The following is a 14,855-nucleotide window of genomic DNA, read 5'->3' on the forward strand; positions in this document are numbered from 1 at the left end:
CCGTCGCGCCGTCTGGGCTTCAAGCTCTTGTCGTCAGCGCCGAGAGTTGGTCGGTATCGAAGCGGGCGCGTAGCTCGCTGATGGCTTTCGCATCCGGGGGACCTCTTGCCGTCAGCTCGGCCAGCTCCTCGAAGTAATGCTCGTGTCCCGGCGGGGATACGGTCATGAGCACGCGCGCGGGCTTCTCGCTCGGGTTGGTGATGTTGTGGGGAACACCGGGAGGAATGAAGAGGAAGGTCCCTGGGGTTGCCCGGACAATCTCATCCCCGACAAACCATTCACACTCGCCTTCGAGCACGTAGAAGGTCTCTTCCTGAACACGATGAACGCCGGCCGGTGGCGAATCCTGCCGGAATTATCCAGTCGAACATGCTCGTATGCCCAGTGTCCTCGCCCGTCACCAGGAAGGCCATTGGTTGGCCGCGCAGCGTGACCCCCTCGGTCTCGCCGGGCCTGCGGATGACGTGTTTCGCGGTCATGTACACCTCCATCGCTGTTGCAGCGTTCCTCACGGCTCGCGCGATGGTGGTCCCATCCAGCCGGAAAGTCGCGAAGCCGTTCGGAAAACGTTGCAAAAAACCTGCGAAATGTGGCCTTCTTCGGCGATGGCCACGATCCTTGAATTTGGTCCCTTTCGGCTCGATGGCGATGAGGGGATCCTGTTCCACGGTGCTGAGCCGACCGCACTCGGCCAGCGCGCAGTGCTGCTCCTGGCACTCCTCGTCCGGCAGGCTGGTGTGCCTGTTTCAAAAGATGCCTTGATCGAGGCGGCCTGGCCCGCCCAGGCCGTCGAGGACAGCAATCTGACCGTCCAGATCGCGGCGGTGCGGCGCATGCTGGCGGACATCTCCGGCGAGGCGCATTGGATCGAAACGCTGCCGCGCCGCGGCTATCGCTATGTCGGCCCCATCGTGACGAAGTCCGATCCGGATCCCGCACGAGCAACACCGCAAGCGCCGTTGCTGTCATTGCCCGACAGGCCGTCGATCGCAGTGTTGCCTTTCACGAACTTGAGCGGCAACGAGGAGCAGGACTATTTTGCCGATGGGATGGTTGACGACATCATCACCGGCCTCTCGCGCATCAACTGGCTGTTCGTGATCGCGCGGAATTCCACATTCGCCTATAAGGGCCGCGCGGTGGACGTGAAGCAGGTCGGCCGCGAACTTGGCGTACGCTACGTGCTGGAAGGCAGTGTCCGCAAGACCGGCACGCTGGTCCGCATCACCGGCCAGTTGATCGATGCGTCGACTGGCATGCACGTCTGGGCCGAGCGATTTGACCGCCGGTCCGAAGACGTCTTCGCCCTCCAGGACGACATCGCATCGTCGACCGTCGGTGCGATCGCGCCCAGCCTGCGGCGCGCCGAAATCAACAGGGTCAGCCGCAAGCGGCCGGACAGCCTGGATGCCTATGATCTCGTCCTGCGCGCCCAGCCGGACGTCGATTCCGGCATGCCGGCCCAGGTCGCCCAGGCGCTCGTGCTGCTCGAACGTGCGATCGCGCTCGAGCCTGCGTACGCACTCGCGCACGGCAATGCGGCGATGTGCCATCACTTCCTGTTCCTTAGAGCCGGTTTGCAGGAGACCAATCGCGAGGCCTCGATCTGCCATGCGCGCTCGGCCATCGCCCATGGCCAGGATGATGCGCTTGCTCTCACGCTCGCGGGCTTTTCGATCGGCATGGACGGGCACGATCGCTCCGCAGCCTTCATCGCGTTCGAGGCCGCGCTCGCTATCAGCCCATCATCGGCACTGACCTACATCCTCGGCAGCGTCATGCTCGGCTGGGGCGGAGAGGCCGACCGGGCTATTGAATGGAGCGAACGAGGCCTGCGGCTCAGTCCGTTCGATCCCTGGGCTTTCGCCACATTCGACGCGCAGGCGATGGGGCACTTCCATCGCGGCCGATATGAGGAGGCGTGCCGCGCCGCTTACCGCTCGGTTCAGGCCAATCCTCGCCACAGCATTACCCATGTGCAATTGGCCGCGGCGCTGGCAAAGCTTGGACGATTGCAGGAGGCGAAGGCGGCGGCCGCGCGGGTGCTGGAGCTGCACCCGACGTTCCGCTATGGCCGTCAATTTCAGGGCGTCAACTGCGCGCCAGCGCTCGCTTCCTCGCTCGGAGATGCCCTCCGCGTCGCGGGCCTTCCGGAGTAGCGCCCAGCCCCGGCCTGGCGTCTCAACGTGCCCTACGTGCAGCGCGCGCTCAATCCGGATGCGCTGAGCTTTGCCATCACCTCGTCGAGATGGGCGCTGTCGCGGGTCTCGATGACGAGTTGCAGGAGCGTGGCCTTGGCCGGCAGGTCGGAGAAGGTCCGCTGGTGCGAAACCTCGATGATGTTGGCGCCGGCTTCGGCCAGGAGGGCCGCCACGGCGGCCAATTGCCCGGGTCTGTCAGGAATGTCGAGCGAGAGCTGGGTCAACCGCCCCTCGCGCGCCAGCTCGCGGGTGAGGACGGATGCGATCAGCCGCGTGTCGATATTGCCGCCGCTCAGGACGAGGCCGACCTTCTGGCCGGCAAAGCGGGTCGGATCGGACATCAGCGCGGCAAGGCCGGCGGCGCCGGCGCCCTCGACGACCGTCTTCTCGATCGAGATCAGGGTCGCGACCGCGCGCTCGAGCTCGGCTTCGTTGACGAGCGCAATGTCGTCGACGAGGCGGCGGACGATTTCCGTGGAGATCTTGCCGGGCGATTTCACCGCGATGCCTTCGGCCAGCGTGTCGCCCCGCGCCGGCAGATTGCCGTCATGGATGGCGTTGTACATCGAGGGATAGAGCCAGGCCTCGACGCCGAGGATTCGCAGCGACGGCTTGATCGATTTCGCGGCGATACCGATTCCGCTGATGAGGCCGCCGCCGCCGATCGGCACGACCAGCGTGTCGAGTTCCGGCACGGCCCTCATCATCTCCAGCCCGACCGTGCCCTGCCCCGCGATCACCAGCGGATCGTCGTAGGGGTGGACGAAGATCATGCTTCTGGCTTCGCCGTGGCTGCGCGCGAACGCGGCCGCCTCCTCCAGCGTCGCGCCCGTGACGACCACTTCAGCGCCGTGATGCCTGGTGTTCTCGACCTTCACCATGGGCGTACCGACCGGCATGACGATGGTGGCGGGAATACCGAGCCGTTTGGCGTGATAGGCCACGCCCTGCGCGTGGTTTCCGGCCGACATGGCGATCACGCCCCGCGCGCGCTCCTCCGGCGTCAGCGCGGTGAGGCGGTTGAGCGCGCCCCGCTCCTTGAACGAGGAGGTGAACTGGAGGTTCTCGAATTTGAGCCAGATCTCGCAGCCGCAGATGCTGCTCAGCGTGCGGCTGTAGCTGCAGGGCGTCTCGACGACGGCGCCCCTGATCGTCTCGGCGGCGGCAGCAATGTCGCTTGGGGCGACCGGCAGACCGCTGAGATCGAAGGGCGAGATTGGGGACAAGTCAGCCATAGGACAGCATAGGCCATTTGGCCGGTCCAAGCGATAAGCCAGCCGCTATTTGGTAAACTCACGCGACCGCGAAGCCCGCCACAGCGTCCACAGCGTGCGCAGCCGGGACGATTGCCTCGGCGTAAACGGGTTGCGCCCGGGTTGCGACAGCAGCTTGAGATCGGCCCGCACCTGCCCGAGCGGCAGAAATGCTGCCCGAGCCGCCGCCGGCACCTCCGCCAGCAACGACAGGGCCGTAGCCAGATGCTGCCTTGCTTCGCCCGCGAGCTGCTCCAGCACGGCACGCAAATTCGGCGTCTCCTTGCCGGCGAACACATCCTCCATGTTGCAATCGTGGCTCGCCAGCAGCTGCTGCGGCAGGAACAGTTGCCGGTGCGCGGCATCGCGCGGCAGATTTGCAATGACCTGGACGATGCCCTGCGCCAACCCGGCATGACGGGCGAGATGCTCGGTGGCGTCCGAGGGCGGCGCCAGAATCTGCGCCGCCAGAACGAACAGCGCCGATGAGGTCGCGGCCAGATAGCCCTCCAGCGCCGCCATGGTCGGCATCGGATCGTTGTAGAGGTCGAACTGGTGCTCGTCGACGAGCAGCGACAGCGGCTCGACCGGCAGGTCGAAATCGCGGATCGCACGCAGCAGCTCCGCCGCGACCGGATTGCCCTCGGCGCTGCCGTGGACCAGGCCGGAAAACAGATCGGTCCACCATTGAAAGCGGATTTCGCCGGGCAAGGGCTGGCTCACCTGATCGCGGACGCGGACGATCTCGACATTGAAGGCATAGAGCGCCAGCAGCGCGCGGCGCTCGGCGGCGGGCGCGAACAGCGTCGCAGCATAGCGCGGAAAGTCATGGCTGCGCACGAGATCGGCGCAGAAAGTGACGGAATCGGGCGGCGGCGCGGCGCTGCTCATGTGCTGTTCATGGCACCGCGATCAGCGCAGCGGCGACCCGCCGCCGTTCGCCGATCATGATGTTGTAGGTGCGCACGGCGGGACCGGTCTGCATCGTGTCCAGCACCACCCTCACCGCCTTGAGCGCCTGCCGCAGCGCCGGCGGCGGCAGCCAGACCCCGGTTCCGGTGCCGATCAGGAGCGTGTCGATGCTGTTGGCGGCCGTGAAGACCCGGTCCAGCGAATAGCGGTCGATCTTCTGGGGATCCGTCACGTCCCAGGCCCAGATCGCGTCGGGCAGGCACAGCAGCGAGCCCCGATGCGACATGCCGGCAAAGGCGAAGCCGCCCTTGCCATAGGCCTCGATCGGCGCCGAGCGCGGGAAATGCGGTGCGTTGGGATCGCCGGCCATGAGCTTCGTCCGAATGGGCTTACTGCCCTCGCAAACGCCTGCGAGGGCATGCGGTTCGGATCATGCCTTGCTTTTCTTCGCCGGCGTAGCGGTATCGGGCGCATCCTCGCGATGCTCGCCAACGCCGAGATAGATCAGGATCGGCGCCGCGATGAAGATCGAGGTGTAGGTGCCGACCAGCACAACGCCGAACATCATCACCGCCGTGAAGCTGTGGATCGCGTGACCGCCGAACAGGAGCAGCGCCAGCAGCGCCAGCGTCACCGTGAAGTGGGTGATGATCGAGCGCGACAGCGTCGAGTTGATGGACTCGTTGAGCAGCTGCGGCATCGGCATCTTCTTGTAGCGCCGCAGCATTTCACGGATTCGGTCGTAGATGACGACGGTGTCGTTGAGCGAATAGCCCAGGATGGTCAGAAGCGCGGCGATGCTGGTCAGGTCGAAATCGACCTGGCTGATCGACATGAAGCCGATCGTGAGCACGATGTCGTGCACGTTGGCGATCATGGCGCCAAGCGCGAACTGCCATTCGAACCGGAACCAGAGATAGATCAGGATCGAGACGATCGCGAGCATCAGGCCGAGCATGCCGAATGCCAGCAGCTCGCCGGAGACGCGCGGGCCGACCACTTCGACGCGGCGATACTCGACGGAATCGCCGAGCGCGGAACGAACCTTCTGCACCGCCTCCTGCTGCGCGGCATCGCCGCCCGGCTGCTCCGCGACGCGGATCAGGACGTTCGCGGCATCGCCGAACTGCTGCAACTGCACTTCGCCCAGACGCAATCCATCCAACGTCGTGCGCATCGCGGCAATGTCGGCGGCGCCGGACTTGGCCCTGACCTCCAGCAGCGTGCCGCCGCGGAAGTCGATGCCGAAATTCAGGCCATGGGTGAAGAACAGCGTGATCGCGACGATCGACAGCGCCGCCGAGATCGGGAAGCTGATGCGGCGGAAGCGCGTGAAATCGAAATGCGTATCGTCAGGGACGATACGCAGCGACGGCAGCAGGCCGAGCGCGGCAACCACGGTGAGGACGGCAATGAGGACGCCGAGCCCGATGAGAACGGTGTGAGTCACGATCAGGCTCCTAGATCGGCACGCTCTGCGGCCGCTTCCACCGCACCCACCAGGCGACGATCAGCCGCGTCAGCGTGAAGGCGGTGAACACCGTGGTGATGATGCCGATGCCGAGCGTCACGGCGAAGCCGCGCACCGGGCCGGTGCCGATGTAGAACAGCACCGCGGCGGCAATGAAGGTTGTGATGTTGGAATCGAGGATGGTCGCGAGCGCCCGCTTGAAGCCGGCATCGATCGCCGAGATCGCGTTGCGGCCGCCGCGCAGCTCCTCACGGATGCGCTCGTAAATCAGCACGTTGGAGTCCACGGCGATGCCGACGGTGAGCACGATGCCGGCGATGCCGGGCAGCGTCAGCGTGGCGTTGAGCAGCGACAACAGGCCGAAGATCATGGCGACGTTGATGGCCACGGCGATGTTCGCGAACACCCCGAACAGCCGGTAGGTCAGCAGCATGAAGATGATGACGAGGATCGAGCCGACATAGGCCGCGAGTTCGCCCTTCTCGATCGAGTCCTGGCCGAGGCCCGGACCGACGGTGCGCTCCTCGACCACCGTGAGCGGTGCCGGCAGCGCGCCGGCGCGCAAGAGGATCGCCAGATCGTTGGCCGACTGCACGGTGAAGCTGCCGGAGATCTGGCCCTGGCCGCCGGTGATGGGCTCGCGGATGACGGGTGCCGAAATCACCTTGTTATCCAGGACGATCGCGAACGGCAGCCCCACATTCTCCTGCGTGGCCTGCGAGAACTTGCGCGCACCCGAGGTGTTGAACTTGAAGCTGACGACCGGCTCGCCCGTGCGCTGGTCGAAGCTCGCCTGAGCGTCGGTCAGATCGCCACCGGCGACCAGCACCTGCTTCTTGACCACATAGGGCGTCGGCGGCGGCGATGCGCTCATCAGGAGTTCGGATTCCGGCGGCAACCTGCCCGCTTGCGCCTGATCCGGCGGCACGGAGGTGTCGACCATGCGGAATTCCATCTTCGCAGTCTTGCCCAGCAGCTCCTTCAGGCGGGTCGGGTCCTGAAGGCCGGGGACCTGCACCAGGATGCGGTCATTGCCCTGGCGCTGGATCACGGGCTCGACGGTGCCGAGCTCGTTGACGCGGCGTTCGACGATCTGGATCGACTGCTCGATGGTTTTGCGCAGGCGATCGAGCATTGCGGCCTGCGGGACGCTCAGGCGGATCACCCCGCCGCCAGCATCGGTCACCTCGAGGTCGCGCTGACCGCTGGATCCCATCAGGCCGCCCAGCGGCTGAGACAGTTCGCGCAGCTTGGCGAGCGCAGCCTGAGCGTCGGATTCCTTGGTGATGCGAACCTCGACCGCGTCGTTGCGCACGGTCACGCCGCCGGTGAAGCCGATCTTGGCATCGCGCAGCGTGCGTCGAACGTCGTCGCGGACCTGGTCGAGCCTTTCCTTCTTCACGTAGTTGGAATCGACCTCGAGCAGCAGGTAGGAGCCGCCCTGGAGGTCGAGGCCGAGCACGAGCCGGCGCTGCGCCCAGGCGGGCCAGGTCTTGACCTGCGACTCGGGGAAGAAGTTCGGGACCGCGCAGAGGCACACGATCAGCGCCGTCAGGATGATCCCGAGCGCCTTCCACCGCGTGAAATACAACATCGACTGGACCTGTCAGATCAGGAGACTTGAGATGCTCGCGGACGCGCTCACTTCGAGGCGGCGTCGTCCTTGGCGGCTTCCTTGCTATCCTTCGATTCCTTCGCCGGCTCGCCCTTGGCGCGCACGCCCGAGATCATCTGGCGCATCTGCCGCACGCGCACGCCGTCGGAAATCTCGAACTCGATCTGGTCGTCGTCGACGACCTTGGTGACCTTGCCGACGAGGCCGCCCGAGGTCACGACGGTGTCGCCGCGGCGGATATTCTTCACGAGGTCGGCGTGGTCACGGACCTTCTTCTGCTGCGGACGCAGAATCAGGAAGTACATGATCACGAAGATCAGGGCGAACGGCAGCAGCGACATCAACATGCTGTTGGTGTCGCCGGCGCCCGCGGCCTGGGCATACGCAGGGGTAATCAGCATTCGGACGATCCTCGTGAGAACGGGGGAAAGCCGGTCAGGCCCTCAAAGGCGACCGGTTCGGTCAAATTCGCGCGGACTATAGCGGCCATTGCCCCAATTGCAACGCTGCCAGACTGCCCTTTTGACCCACCTTGCGGCGCGCCCTCAGGCCCGATAAGGCTGCGTTCTCAGGAACTTCGGACATGCCCAAAAACCCAAGCAAAAGCCCGGCCGGCAAAGGCCCCCGCACCCCTGCCCGCAAGTCCGCCCCCGTCGCGGCAAAACGCCCCAAGGGGACGACCAATGGGGCCGTCAAGGCAGCCCCAGACCTCTCCCAGGAGCGCATGGTCCGCGCGCTGGAGACCATTGCGGCGCACCTGTCCGCCCAGGGCAAGCCGGCCCTCGAACGCGAATCGTTCAAGCAGGCCGATGCCTATGTCTGGCACCCCGACGGTCGCCTCGCCGCAGTGCCGCGGGTCAGCCGCGTCGAGCTGTTCCTGCTCAAGGGCGTCGATCGGATGCGCGACATCCTGATGGAGAACACCGAGCGCTTCGCCAATGGCCTGCCCGCCAACAACGCGCTGCTCTGGGGCGCGCGCGGCATGGGCAAATCGTCGCTGGTCAAGGCAGCGCACGCCAGCATCAATGCGGAGCGCAAGCCGGCAGACAGGGTGAAGCTGATCGAGATCCACCGCGAGGACATCGAAACGCTGCCGATGCTGATGGAGAAGCTCCGGGACGCCAGCTTCCACTTCATCGTGTTCATCGACGACCTCTCCTTCGACGGCAATGACGCGTCTTACAAATCGCTGAAGGCCGTGCTCGAAGGCGGCATCGAGGGCCGGCCCGAGAATGTCATCCTCTACGCCACCTCCAACCGCCGCCATCTGCTGGCGCGCGACATGATCGAGAACGAGCGCTCGACCGCGATCAATCCCGGCGAAGCCGTCGAAGAGAAGGTGTCACTGTCTGATCGCTTCGGCCTCTGGCTCGGCTTCCACCGCTGCAGCCAGGACGAATACCTCGCGATGGTGCGCGGCTATTGCAGCCATTTCGGCATTGAGGTCGACGATGAGGCGCTGGAGCGCGAGGCGCTGGAATGGTCGACCACCCGCGGCTCCCGCTCGGGCCGCGTCGCCTGGCAGTTCGTGCAGGAGCTGGCGGGCCGGCTGGGCGTGAAGCTGACGGCGAAGTAAGGCTGGCTTTCACCCCACTCACAACTGTCATTCCCCCGCCTTGTGCGCAATTGCGCACTGGAGCGGGGAATCCAGTACGCCGCGGCCTATCGGCTCAACCACAACTGTCTCTGGAATACTGGATCGCCCGCTTTCGCGGGCGATGACACCGTTCGTGTGATGAGGGGCTGGCGGCGCCTCACGCCCCGTTCAGGAATTGAAGCGGGTCAACCGGGCTCGATCCCTTGCGGATCTCGAAGTGGAGCTGCGGCGACGCCACCTCCCCGGATTGACCCGACTTGGCAATGACCTGACCGCGCTTGATGGTATCGCCGCGCTTCACCATCAGCTCACTCGCATGGGCATATGCGGTGACGTAGCCGTTGGAGTGCCGAACCAGGACCAGATTGCCGTAACCCTTCAGCTCGTTGCCGGAATAGGCCACGACGCCGTCTTCGGCCGCCTTGACCGGCGTCCCCTCGGGCACCGCGAGATTGATGCCGTCATTGGACTTGCCATTGGTCTTGGCGCCGTAGCTCGTGACCACCTTGCCGCGCACCGGCCAGCGGAAGGTCGGCAGCGCGCTCGTGGTCTCCGCAGCTTTCGCCGGAGCTTCAGCGGGCTTCTCTTCGACATTGGCCGTGGCCTGGGCCAGGCGAGCGCTCTGCACCGGCGCGGCGACAGCCGCCATCTTGGTGGCGGGTGCGGGAGCGGCAGCAACCGGCTGGAGCGTCCCGACAACCGGAGCAGCCCCGACGGGAGCCGCCGCAACCGGCGCCGCGAGGGCAGCGGTCCTGGCACCGGGCACGGTCAACTTGGTGCCGAGCTTGAGCTTGGCCGACGGATCGAGGCCGTTGGCACGGGCGAGCTCAGCCGACGAAATATGGTTCTTGCGGGCGATGCTGGCGAGCGTGTCGCCGTGGTTGACGAAGTGGGTGCTCGGCGGCGCAGCAATGGCCGCAACCGGCTTGGCTGCAGGCGCCATGGCGGGAGCCGCCGCGACGGGAGCCAACGCGGGCGCGGGCGCAGCGGCCGTGGCCGGATGCGGGATGATCAGCTGCTGGCCAGGCGAGAGCGAACGCGGCCCCTTGTAGCCGTTGGCCGCGAGGATCGCCTGCGGCGTGACACGATAACGCTTGGCGAGCACGTCGAGCGTATCGCTGGTGCCGACGATGATCTTGGTGCCTCCGGACGGCTGAGCCGCGGCAACGGAGCGCGGCGGCACGGTGGCCGTGGTCTCAAGATGCGGCTGCGCCGGGGGCGCGTAGGAGCTGACGCCGCGCCCGCCTCCGGACACGCCACCACCACCCGTGACGGGATAGGATTGCGGTGCGGACACCGCCGGCGGCGGCAAGGGCTGCGACTGATAATAGCCCGGCTGTGTCTGCGGCCGCGAATATTGCGGCAGCTCGCGCTGCTGCGGCGGCGGGGCCTGCTGCACCGAACCGGTCTGCTCAGAGGAGAAGGGGTTGGAGAAGTTCGACTGGGACAGCCGCGACGACATGTCGGCGCTGCACCCTGCGAAGCTGAAGGAAATCAGCGCCAGCACCGCGACCTGCGGTACGCGGCGCGAGTAAAGCAACTCGGCGACGACGGACATGGTTACTCACTCGTACGCAACAGAACTGGTGTTTTAAGTAAACACGCGCCGAGTAAATAACGGCTTAACCCTCCCAATAAGATGTTGGCGGCGCAGCCGATCCGGAAATCTACAGCTCCCGCGCCACCCCGGGCAGTGCCGGCACGAAGCGGACCTCGACGAGTTCCTTGCGCTCGATCCCGGCTTCGGTGCGGGTCAGGCGGATCAGCGTCTGCACGCCCTGATGCGGGCCGACCGGCGCGATCAGGATGCCGCCGACCTCGAGCCGCTCGACCAAATTGTCCGGAAGCTGCTCCACTGCGGCGGTGACGATGATGCGGTCGAACGGGCCGATATTGGGTGGCAGATTGAGCCCGTCGCCGAGCATCACCTCGACATTGTGACAGCCGAGCTTTTCGAGCCGGGCGCGTGCCGTATCGGCAAGCTTGCGATAGCGTTCGACGGTCAGGACCTGGCCGGCGAGCCGCGACAGCACAGCGGCCTGATAGCCGGAACCTGCCCCGATCTCGAGCACGCGGTGCCGCTTCTGAAGCTGGAGCTGCTCGGTCATGTAGGCCACGACGAAGGGCTGGCTGATGGTCTGCCCGCAGGCGATCGGCAGCGCGCTGTCACGATAGGCGCCGTCGCGATCGGCCTCGTCGACGAAAAGCTCGCGGGGCACCTCCTCCATGGTTCGCAGCACCGCCTGATCGCTGATGCCCCGACGCCTCAGCGTGAGCTGAAACATCATCTTTTCCGGCGGATGCTGATCGGGGGTCATTGCCTGCTTGTGCTGTCTTGCCGGGGCCGGTGGACGTTAATCCCGGGCGCAGGAATCGTGTTCCTGCTCAGGAACCCATGATAACCTTCGCCTGGAGCATTTGACCACAAATTGGCTTGCCACGGGCGAGCCGCGATGACCATTTTCAGGTATCCGTTCGTCGAAACGCGCATTGCGTCAATTCGTGTTATCTGCGAACGTTTTTGGCAATGGGCAAGGGACTCAACTATGACCGCGACAGGGCTTTCCGGCCGCTCTGTATTCCTCGTCGAGGACGAGGTGATGATCAGGATGATGGTCGCGGACATGCTCGAAGAGCTCGGCTACAAGGTCGCAGCTGAGGCCGGCGACATCACCGAGGCCATGCGGCTCGCCCAGGCGACCGAGTTCGACATCGCCATTCTCGACGTCAACGTCAACGGCAAGGTCATCTCGCCGGTCGCCGACGTGATCAAGGCGAAAGGCTGCCCGTTCATCTTCGCCACCGGCTACGGCTCCTCCGGCCTGCCCGAGCAGTACCGCGACCGGCCCGCGCTTCAAAAGCCGTTCCAGCTCGACGCGCTCGGCAAGACCATCGAAGCCGCACTTCGCGGCGGCTAGCGTTACTTCAACGTCGCGCTGAGCTCTTCGGAAAACGCTTCGTTGGTGCGATCGAGCCTGAGCGGCGTGACCGAAACATAGCGCTCGCGAAGCGCCGCCAGATCGGTGCCGTCCGCCGGCGTGTCCATCATCGCGGCGCGCTCGAAGCCGATCCAGAAATAGGGATTGCCGCGGCCGTCCTGGCGCTCGTCGATCCTGAGGAAACCGAGATTGCGCTTGCCCTGGCGCGTGACGCGGATGCCCAGCACATCCTCGGGCGCGCAGGACGGGAAGTTGACGTTGATGACGGTGTCCTTCGGAATGCCCGCGGCAATCACCTTGCGCAGGATGTCGGGCCCGAATTTGCGTGCGGTGTCCCATGGCGGGCGCTCGCGGGTCTCGACGCTGAACTCCTGCGACAGCGCGAATGACGGCAACCCCAAGATGGTGCCTTCCAGCGCGCCGGCGATGGTGCCGGAATAGACCACGTCCTCGGCGACGTTGCGGCCCTTGTTGACCCCGGACAGCACGACGTCGGGCAGCTTGGACCCAAGGATATGGCGCGCGCCCATGATGACGCAGTCGGTCGGCGTGCCGCGCACGGCAAAGTGCCGCGGGCCGACTTCGCGCAGGCGCAAGGGATCGTTCAGCGACAGCGAATGCGACACGCCGGACTGGTCGAGCTCGGGCGCCACCACCCAGACGTCGTCGGACAATGCGCGCGCGATCTCCTCCACGACCTTGAGGCCGGGGGCGTGAATGCCGTCGTCATTGGTGCAGAGAATGCGCATGCGAAGGGTCGATTCCAAAAAAGCGGGGTCTGAGCCGTCTTATCCGGCTCCGGCCGATCAGGCAAACCGGCTGATCGGAGGTTCCCGGCCACGTCCTACCGGCGGATGCGCCATTGCGGAAGGAAGCGCGCCAGCCGCCCCTCCGCACGCAGACTCATCGCAGGTACCGCCGGACTGACGACGGCAGCCTCGATCACGCCGAGCGCCTCCAATTGCGCAACGAACGCATCCGGCTCCGGCGTCTGCGGAAAGCGTTCGCGCGCCACCGTCAGCGCGTTGTCGAAGTCGGCAGCATTCACACCGGGCTTGGCCCGCCGGCTCTGCACGAGATCGTCGTCCCAGAGCCGGGCGATCTCGATGTCGAGCACGCCGCGCAGGCGCTGATCGACGGCCTGGATGCCCGCCCCCGTCACCGCCCATTGTCGGCCGACCCAGAAGATGTCGCGGTGCAAGGCCATGAACGGTGGGTTCGCGTTGTCGGGTGGCCGGCAGGATAGCCGGCCGCCCGATCTTCGCAACCGATCGTTTCCAACATTTCAGACGGGCACCGCGATTCTCGTCTTGACGCGCTTTCTTGACGCGAACCGGTACCCACTTCGCCCGAAAACGCTTTAGTCGCGCCCGATCACCTTCACGCCGCCCATATAGGGCTGCAGCACGTCGGGGACTGCGATCGAGCCGTCCTCCTGCTGATAGGTCTCCATCACGGCGATCAGCGCGCGGCCGAGCGCGGTGCCCGAACCGTTCAGCGTGTGGACGAAACGTGGCTTGCCGTCGGGACCGCGCGAGCGCGCATCCATGCGTCGTGCCTGGAAGTCGCCGCAGACCGAGCAGCTCGAGATCTCGCGGAATGCCCCGCCCTCGCCCTGCCCCGGCATCCAGACCTCGATGTCATAGGTTTTTTGCGACGAGAAACCCATGTCTCCTGCGCAAAGCGTCATCACGCGATAATGCAGCCCGAGCCGCTGCAGCACCTGCTCGGCGCAGGACAGCATGCGCTCCAGCTCGTCCTTGCTCACCTCCGGCGTCGTGATCGAGACCAGCTCGACCTTGGTGAACTGGTGCTGGCGGATCATGCCGCGCGTGTCACGCCCGGCAGCACCCGCCTCGGCGCGGAAGCACGGCGTCAGCGCGGTGAGGCGCATCGGCAATTGCTTCTCGTCGAGAATGGATTCGCGCGCGAGGTTGGTGAGCGAGACTTCGGCGGTCGGAATGAGGCCGAGGCGCTCTGTCCTCAGCCGCTCCTGGTCGGGCGAGGCAAGGAGCTCGCCCTTGATCGCCCAGAACTGATCATCCTCGAACTTCGGCAATTGTCCGGTGCCGAACATGATCTCGTTGCGCACCAGCAGCGGCGGATTGATCTCGGTATAGCCGTGCTCGTCGACGTGCAGATTCAGCATGAATTGGCCGAGCGCGCGTTCGAGCCGCGCCAGTCTCTTCTTCAGCACGACGAAGCGGGCGCCGGAGAGTCTTGCCGCCGCCTCGAAATCCATGTCACCGAGCGCGGTGCCGAGATCGTCATGCAGCTTCGGCGCAAAGCCGTAGTTGCGCTTGTCGCCGAACACGTGGCGCTGCACGTTGCCGTGCTCGTCGACACCATCGGGCACTTCGTCGAACGGAATGTTCGGGATCGCGGCCAGCTCTTTGGTCAGCTCCTCATCGGCGGCTTTCGCGGCGGCCTCGAGCTGCGGCATCGTGGTCTTGAGCTCGGCGACCTCGGCCATCAGCTTGGCCGCGCGCGCCTCGTCCTTGGCCTTCTTGGCGTCGCCGATTTCCTTGGAGGCCGCGTTGCGCCGAGCCTGCGCCTGCTCGGAGGCCAGGATCGCCGCGCGCCGCGTCTCGTCGATCGCGAGCAGCGAGGCCGACAACGGCTTCAGGCCGCGCCGGGCGAGGCCGGCGTCGAAGGCTTGCGGATTGTCGCGGATCGATTTGATGTCGTGCATGGCTGTGGTCCTGGATCAGCGCGTAAACATACAAGGGCAAACGTTGTACGTCAGCGCGTCCCCTAGCACAGCTGTCATCATCCGCGAAGGCGGATGATCCAGTATTCCAGAGAGGGTGGTGATTCTCCGAGGGGCCGCGGCGTACTGGATTCCCCGCATGCGCGGGGAATGACAC

At 65.6% G+C, this 14,855-nt stretch carries 14 protein-coding genes and 1 pseudogene; 3 read left to right on the forward strand and 12 right to left on the reverse strand.

Annotation, left to right across the window (positions count from 1 at the left end):
- Nucleotides 1-19: 19 nt before the first annotated feature.
- A pseudogene (locus RAD10_RS20020) lies at nucleotides 20-479 on the reverse strand (cupin domain-containing protein).
- Nucleotides 480-605: 126 nt separating this feature from the next.
- On the opposite strand from RAD10_RS20020, the gene RAD10_RS20025 reads away from it, so the two are divergent.
- Nucleotides 606-2,159, forward strand: coding sequence for a winged helix-turn-helix domain-containing protein (locus RAD10_RS20025; RefSeq protein ID WP_461618892.1), 1,554 nt, complete (start codon nucleotides 606-608; stop codon nucleotides 2,157-2,159).
- Nucleotides 2,160-2,191: 32 nt separating this feature from the next.
- Here the strand turns inward: RAD10_RS20025 and RAD10_RS20030 are convergent, their stop codons facing one another.
- The 6 genes from RAD10_RS20030 to yajC are packed head-to-tail and all read right to left on the reverse strand — an operon-like array spanning nucleotide 2,192 to nucleotide 7,853.
- Nucleotides 2,192-3,436 carry a threonine ammonia-lyase gene (locus RAD10_RS20030; protein WP_461618893.1) on the reverse strand — a complete coding sequence of 415 codons (1,245 nt, stop codon included), beginning with the start codon at nucleotides 3,434-3,436 and terminating at the stop codon, nucleotides 2,192-2,194.
- Nucleotides 3,437-3,481: 45 nt separating this feature from the next.
- On the reverse strand, nucleotides 3,482-4,345 hold the full coding sequence (locus RAD10_RS20035) for a phytoene/squalene synthase family protein (RefSeq protein ID WP_461618894.1): 864 nt from the start codon (nucleotides 4,343-4,345) through the stop codon (nucleotides 3,482-3,484).
- A 7-nt stretch (nucleotides 4,346-4,352) separates the two neighbouring features.
- Nucleotides 4,353-4,736, reverse strand: coding sequence for an Mth938-like domain-containing protein (locus RAD10_RS20040; RefSeq protein ID WP_028144478.1), 384 nt, complete (start codon nucleotides 4,734-4,736; stop codon nucleotides 4,353-4,355).
- Between the two features lie 60 nt (nucleotides 4,737-4,796).
- Nucleotides 4,797-5,816 carry a protein translocase subunit SecF gene (gene secF / locus RAD10_RS20045; protein WP_461618895.1) on the reverse strand — a complete coding sequence of 340 codons (1,020 nt, stop codon included), beginning with the start codon at nucleotides 5,814-5,816 and terminating at the stop codon, nucleotides 4,797-4,799.
- A 10-nt stretch (nucleotides 5,817-5,826) separates the two neighbouring features.
- Nucleotides 5,827-7,431 (reverse strand): protein translocase subunit SecD, encoded by a 1,605-nt coding sequence (gene secD / locus RAD10_RS20050; RefSeq protein WP_104464795.1) that lies wholly within the window; start codon nucleotides 7,429-7,431, stop codon nucleotides 5,827-5,829.
- A gap of 47 nt (nucleotides 7,432-7,478) precedes the next feature.
- Nucleotides 7,479-7,853, reverse strand: a complete 375-nt coding sequence (yajC, locus tag RAD10_RS20055; protein ID WP_014495068.1) for a preprotein translocase subunit YajC — start codon at nucleotides 7,851-7,853, stop codon at nucleotides 7,479-7,481.
- A 182-nt stretch (nucleotides 7,854-8,035) separates the two neighbouring features.
- Between yajC and RAD10_RS20060 the strand changes: the two genes are divergently transcribed.
- On the forward strand, nucleotides 8,036-9,028 hold the full coding sequence (locus RAD10_RS20060) for an ATP-binding protein (RefSeq protein ID WP_461618896.1): 993 nt from the start codon (nucleotides 8,036-8,038) through the stop codon (nucleotides 9,026-9,028).
- 178 nt (nucleotides 9,029-9,206) lie between these two features.
- On the opposite strand, the gene RAD10_RS20065 is transcribed toward RAD10_RS20060, so the two are convergent.
- Entirely contained in the window at nucleotides 9,207-10,607 is a 1,401-nt protein-coding gene (locus RAD10_RS20065) for a peptidoglycan DD-metalloendopeptidase family protein (RefSeq protein WP_461618897.1), read from the reverse strand.
- A 109-nt stretch (nucleotides 10,608-10,716) separates the two neighbouring features.
- Nucleotides 10,717-11,367, reverse strand: coding sequence for a protein-L-isoaspartate(D-aspartate) O-methyltransferase (locus RAD10_RS20070; RefSeq protein ID WP_461618898.1), 651 nt, complete (start codon nucleotides 11,365-11,367; stop codon nucleotides 10,717-10,719).
- A 228-nt stretch (nucleotides 11,368-11,595) separates the two neighbouring features.
- On the opposite strand from RAD10_RS20070, the gene RAD10_RS20075 reads away from it, so the two are divergent.
- The gene (locus tag RAD10_RS20075; RefSeq protein ID WP_008547195.1) at nucleotides 11,596-11,967 is read left to right on the forward strand and encodes a response regulator; all 372 of its coding nucleotides are present in this window, start codon (nucleotides 11,596-11,598) and stop codon (nucleotides 11,965-11,967) included.
- 2 nt (nucleotides 11,968-11,969) lie between these two features.
- On the opposite strand, the gene surE is transcribed toward RAD10_RS20075, so the two are convergent.
- The 3 genes from surE to serS all read right to left on the reverse strand — a co-directional run bounded on the left by surE (nucleotide 11,970) and on the right by serS (nucleotide 14,680).
- Nucleotides 11,970-12,737, reverse strand: coding sequence for a 5'/3'-nucleotidase SurE (surE, locus tag RAD10_RS20080; protein WP_461618899.1), 768 nt, complete (start codon nucleotides 12,735-12,737; stop codon nucleotides 11,970-11,972).
- Between the two features lie 95 nt (nucleotides 12,738-12,832).
- The gene (locus RAD10_RS20085; RefSeq protein WP_461618900.1) at nucleotides 12,833-13,195 is read right to left on the reverse strand and encodes a hypothetical protein; all 363 of its coding nucleotides are present in this window, start codon (nucleotides 13,193-13,195) and stop codon (nucleotides 12,833-12,835) included.
- Nucleotides 13,196-13,348: 153 nt separating this feature from the next.
- Nucleotides 13,349-14,680, reverse strand: coding sequence for a serine--tRNA ligase (serS, locus tag RAD10_RS20090; RefSeq protein WP_461618901.1), 1,332 nt, complete (start codon nucleotides 14,678-14,680; stop codon nucleotides 13,349-13,351).
- Between the last annotated feature and the right edge of the window lie 175 nt (nucleotides 14,681-14,855).

Source organism: Bradyrhizobium sp. 23AC, assembly GCF_054863025.1.

Excerpts from the sequence above, each read along its gene's own strand:
- RAD10_RS20085 (WP_461618900.1), bottom strand. The coding sequence starts at position 13,195 with ATGGCCTTGCACCGCGACATCTTCTGGGTCGGCCGACAATGGGCGGTG.
- serS (WP_461618901.1), bottom strand. The coding sequence starts at position 14,680 with ATGCACGACATCAAATCGATCCGCGACAATCCGCAAGCCTTCGACGCC.
- RAD10_RS20040 (WP_028144478.1), bottom strand. The coding sequence starts at position 4,736 with ATGGCCGGCGATCCCAACGCACCGCATTTCCCGCGCTCGGCGCCGATC.
- RAD10_RS20075 (WP_008547195.1), top strand. The coding sequence starts at position 11,596 with ATGACCGCGACAGGGCTTTCCGGCCGCTCTGTATTCCTCGTCGAGGAC.
- surE (WP_461618899.1), bottom strand. The coding sequence starts at position 12,737 with ATGCGCATTCTCTGCACCAATGACGACGGCATTCACGCCCCCGGCCTC.
- RAD10_RS20035 (WP_461618894.1), bottom strand. The coding sequence starts at position 4,345 with ATGAGCAGCGCCGCGCCGCCGCCCGATTCCGTCACTTTCTGCGCCGAT.
- RAD10_RS20030 (WP_461618893.1), bottom strand. The coding sequence starts at position 3,436 with ATGGCTGACTTGTCCCCAATCTCGCCCTTCGATCTCAGCGGTCTGCCG.
- RAD10_RS20070 (WP_461618898.1), bottom strand. The coding sequence starts at position 11,367 with ATGACCCCCGATCAGCATCCGCCGGAAAAGATGATGTTTCAGCTCACG.
- secD (WP_104464795.1), bottom strand. The coding sequence starts at position 7,431 with ATGTTGTATTTCACGCGGTGGAAGGCGCTCGGGATCATCCTGACGGCG.
- RAD10_RS20025 (WP_461618892.1), top strand. The coding sequence starts at position 606 with ATGGCCACGATCCTTGAATTTGGTCCCTTTCGGCTCGATGGCGATGAG.
- RAD10_RS20060 (WP_461618896.1), top strand. The coding sequence starts at position 8,036 with ATGCCCAAAAACCCAAGCAAAAGCCCGGCCGGCAAAGGCCCCCGCACC.
- RAD10_RS20065 (WP_461618897.1), bottom strand. The coding sequence starts at position 10,607 with ATGTCCGTCGTCGCCGAGTTGCTTTACTCGCGCCGCGTACCGCAGGTC.
- yajC (WP_014495068.1), bottom strand. The coding sequence starts at position 7,853 with ATGCTGATTACCCCTGCGTATGCCCAGGCCGCGGGCGCCGGCGACACC.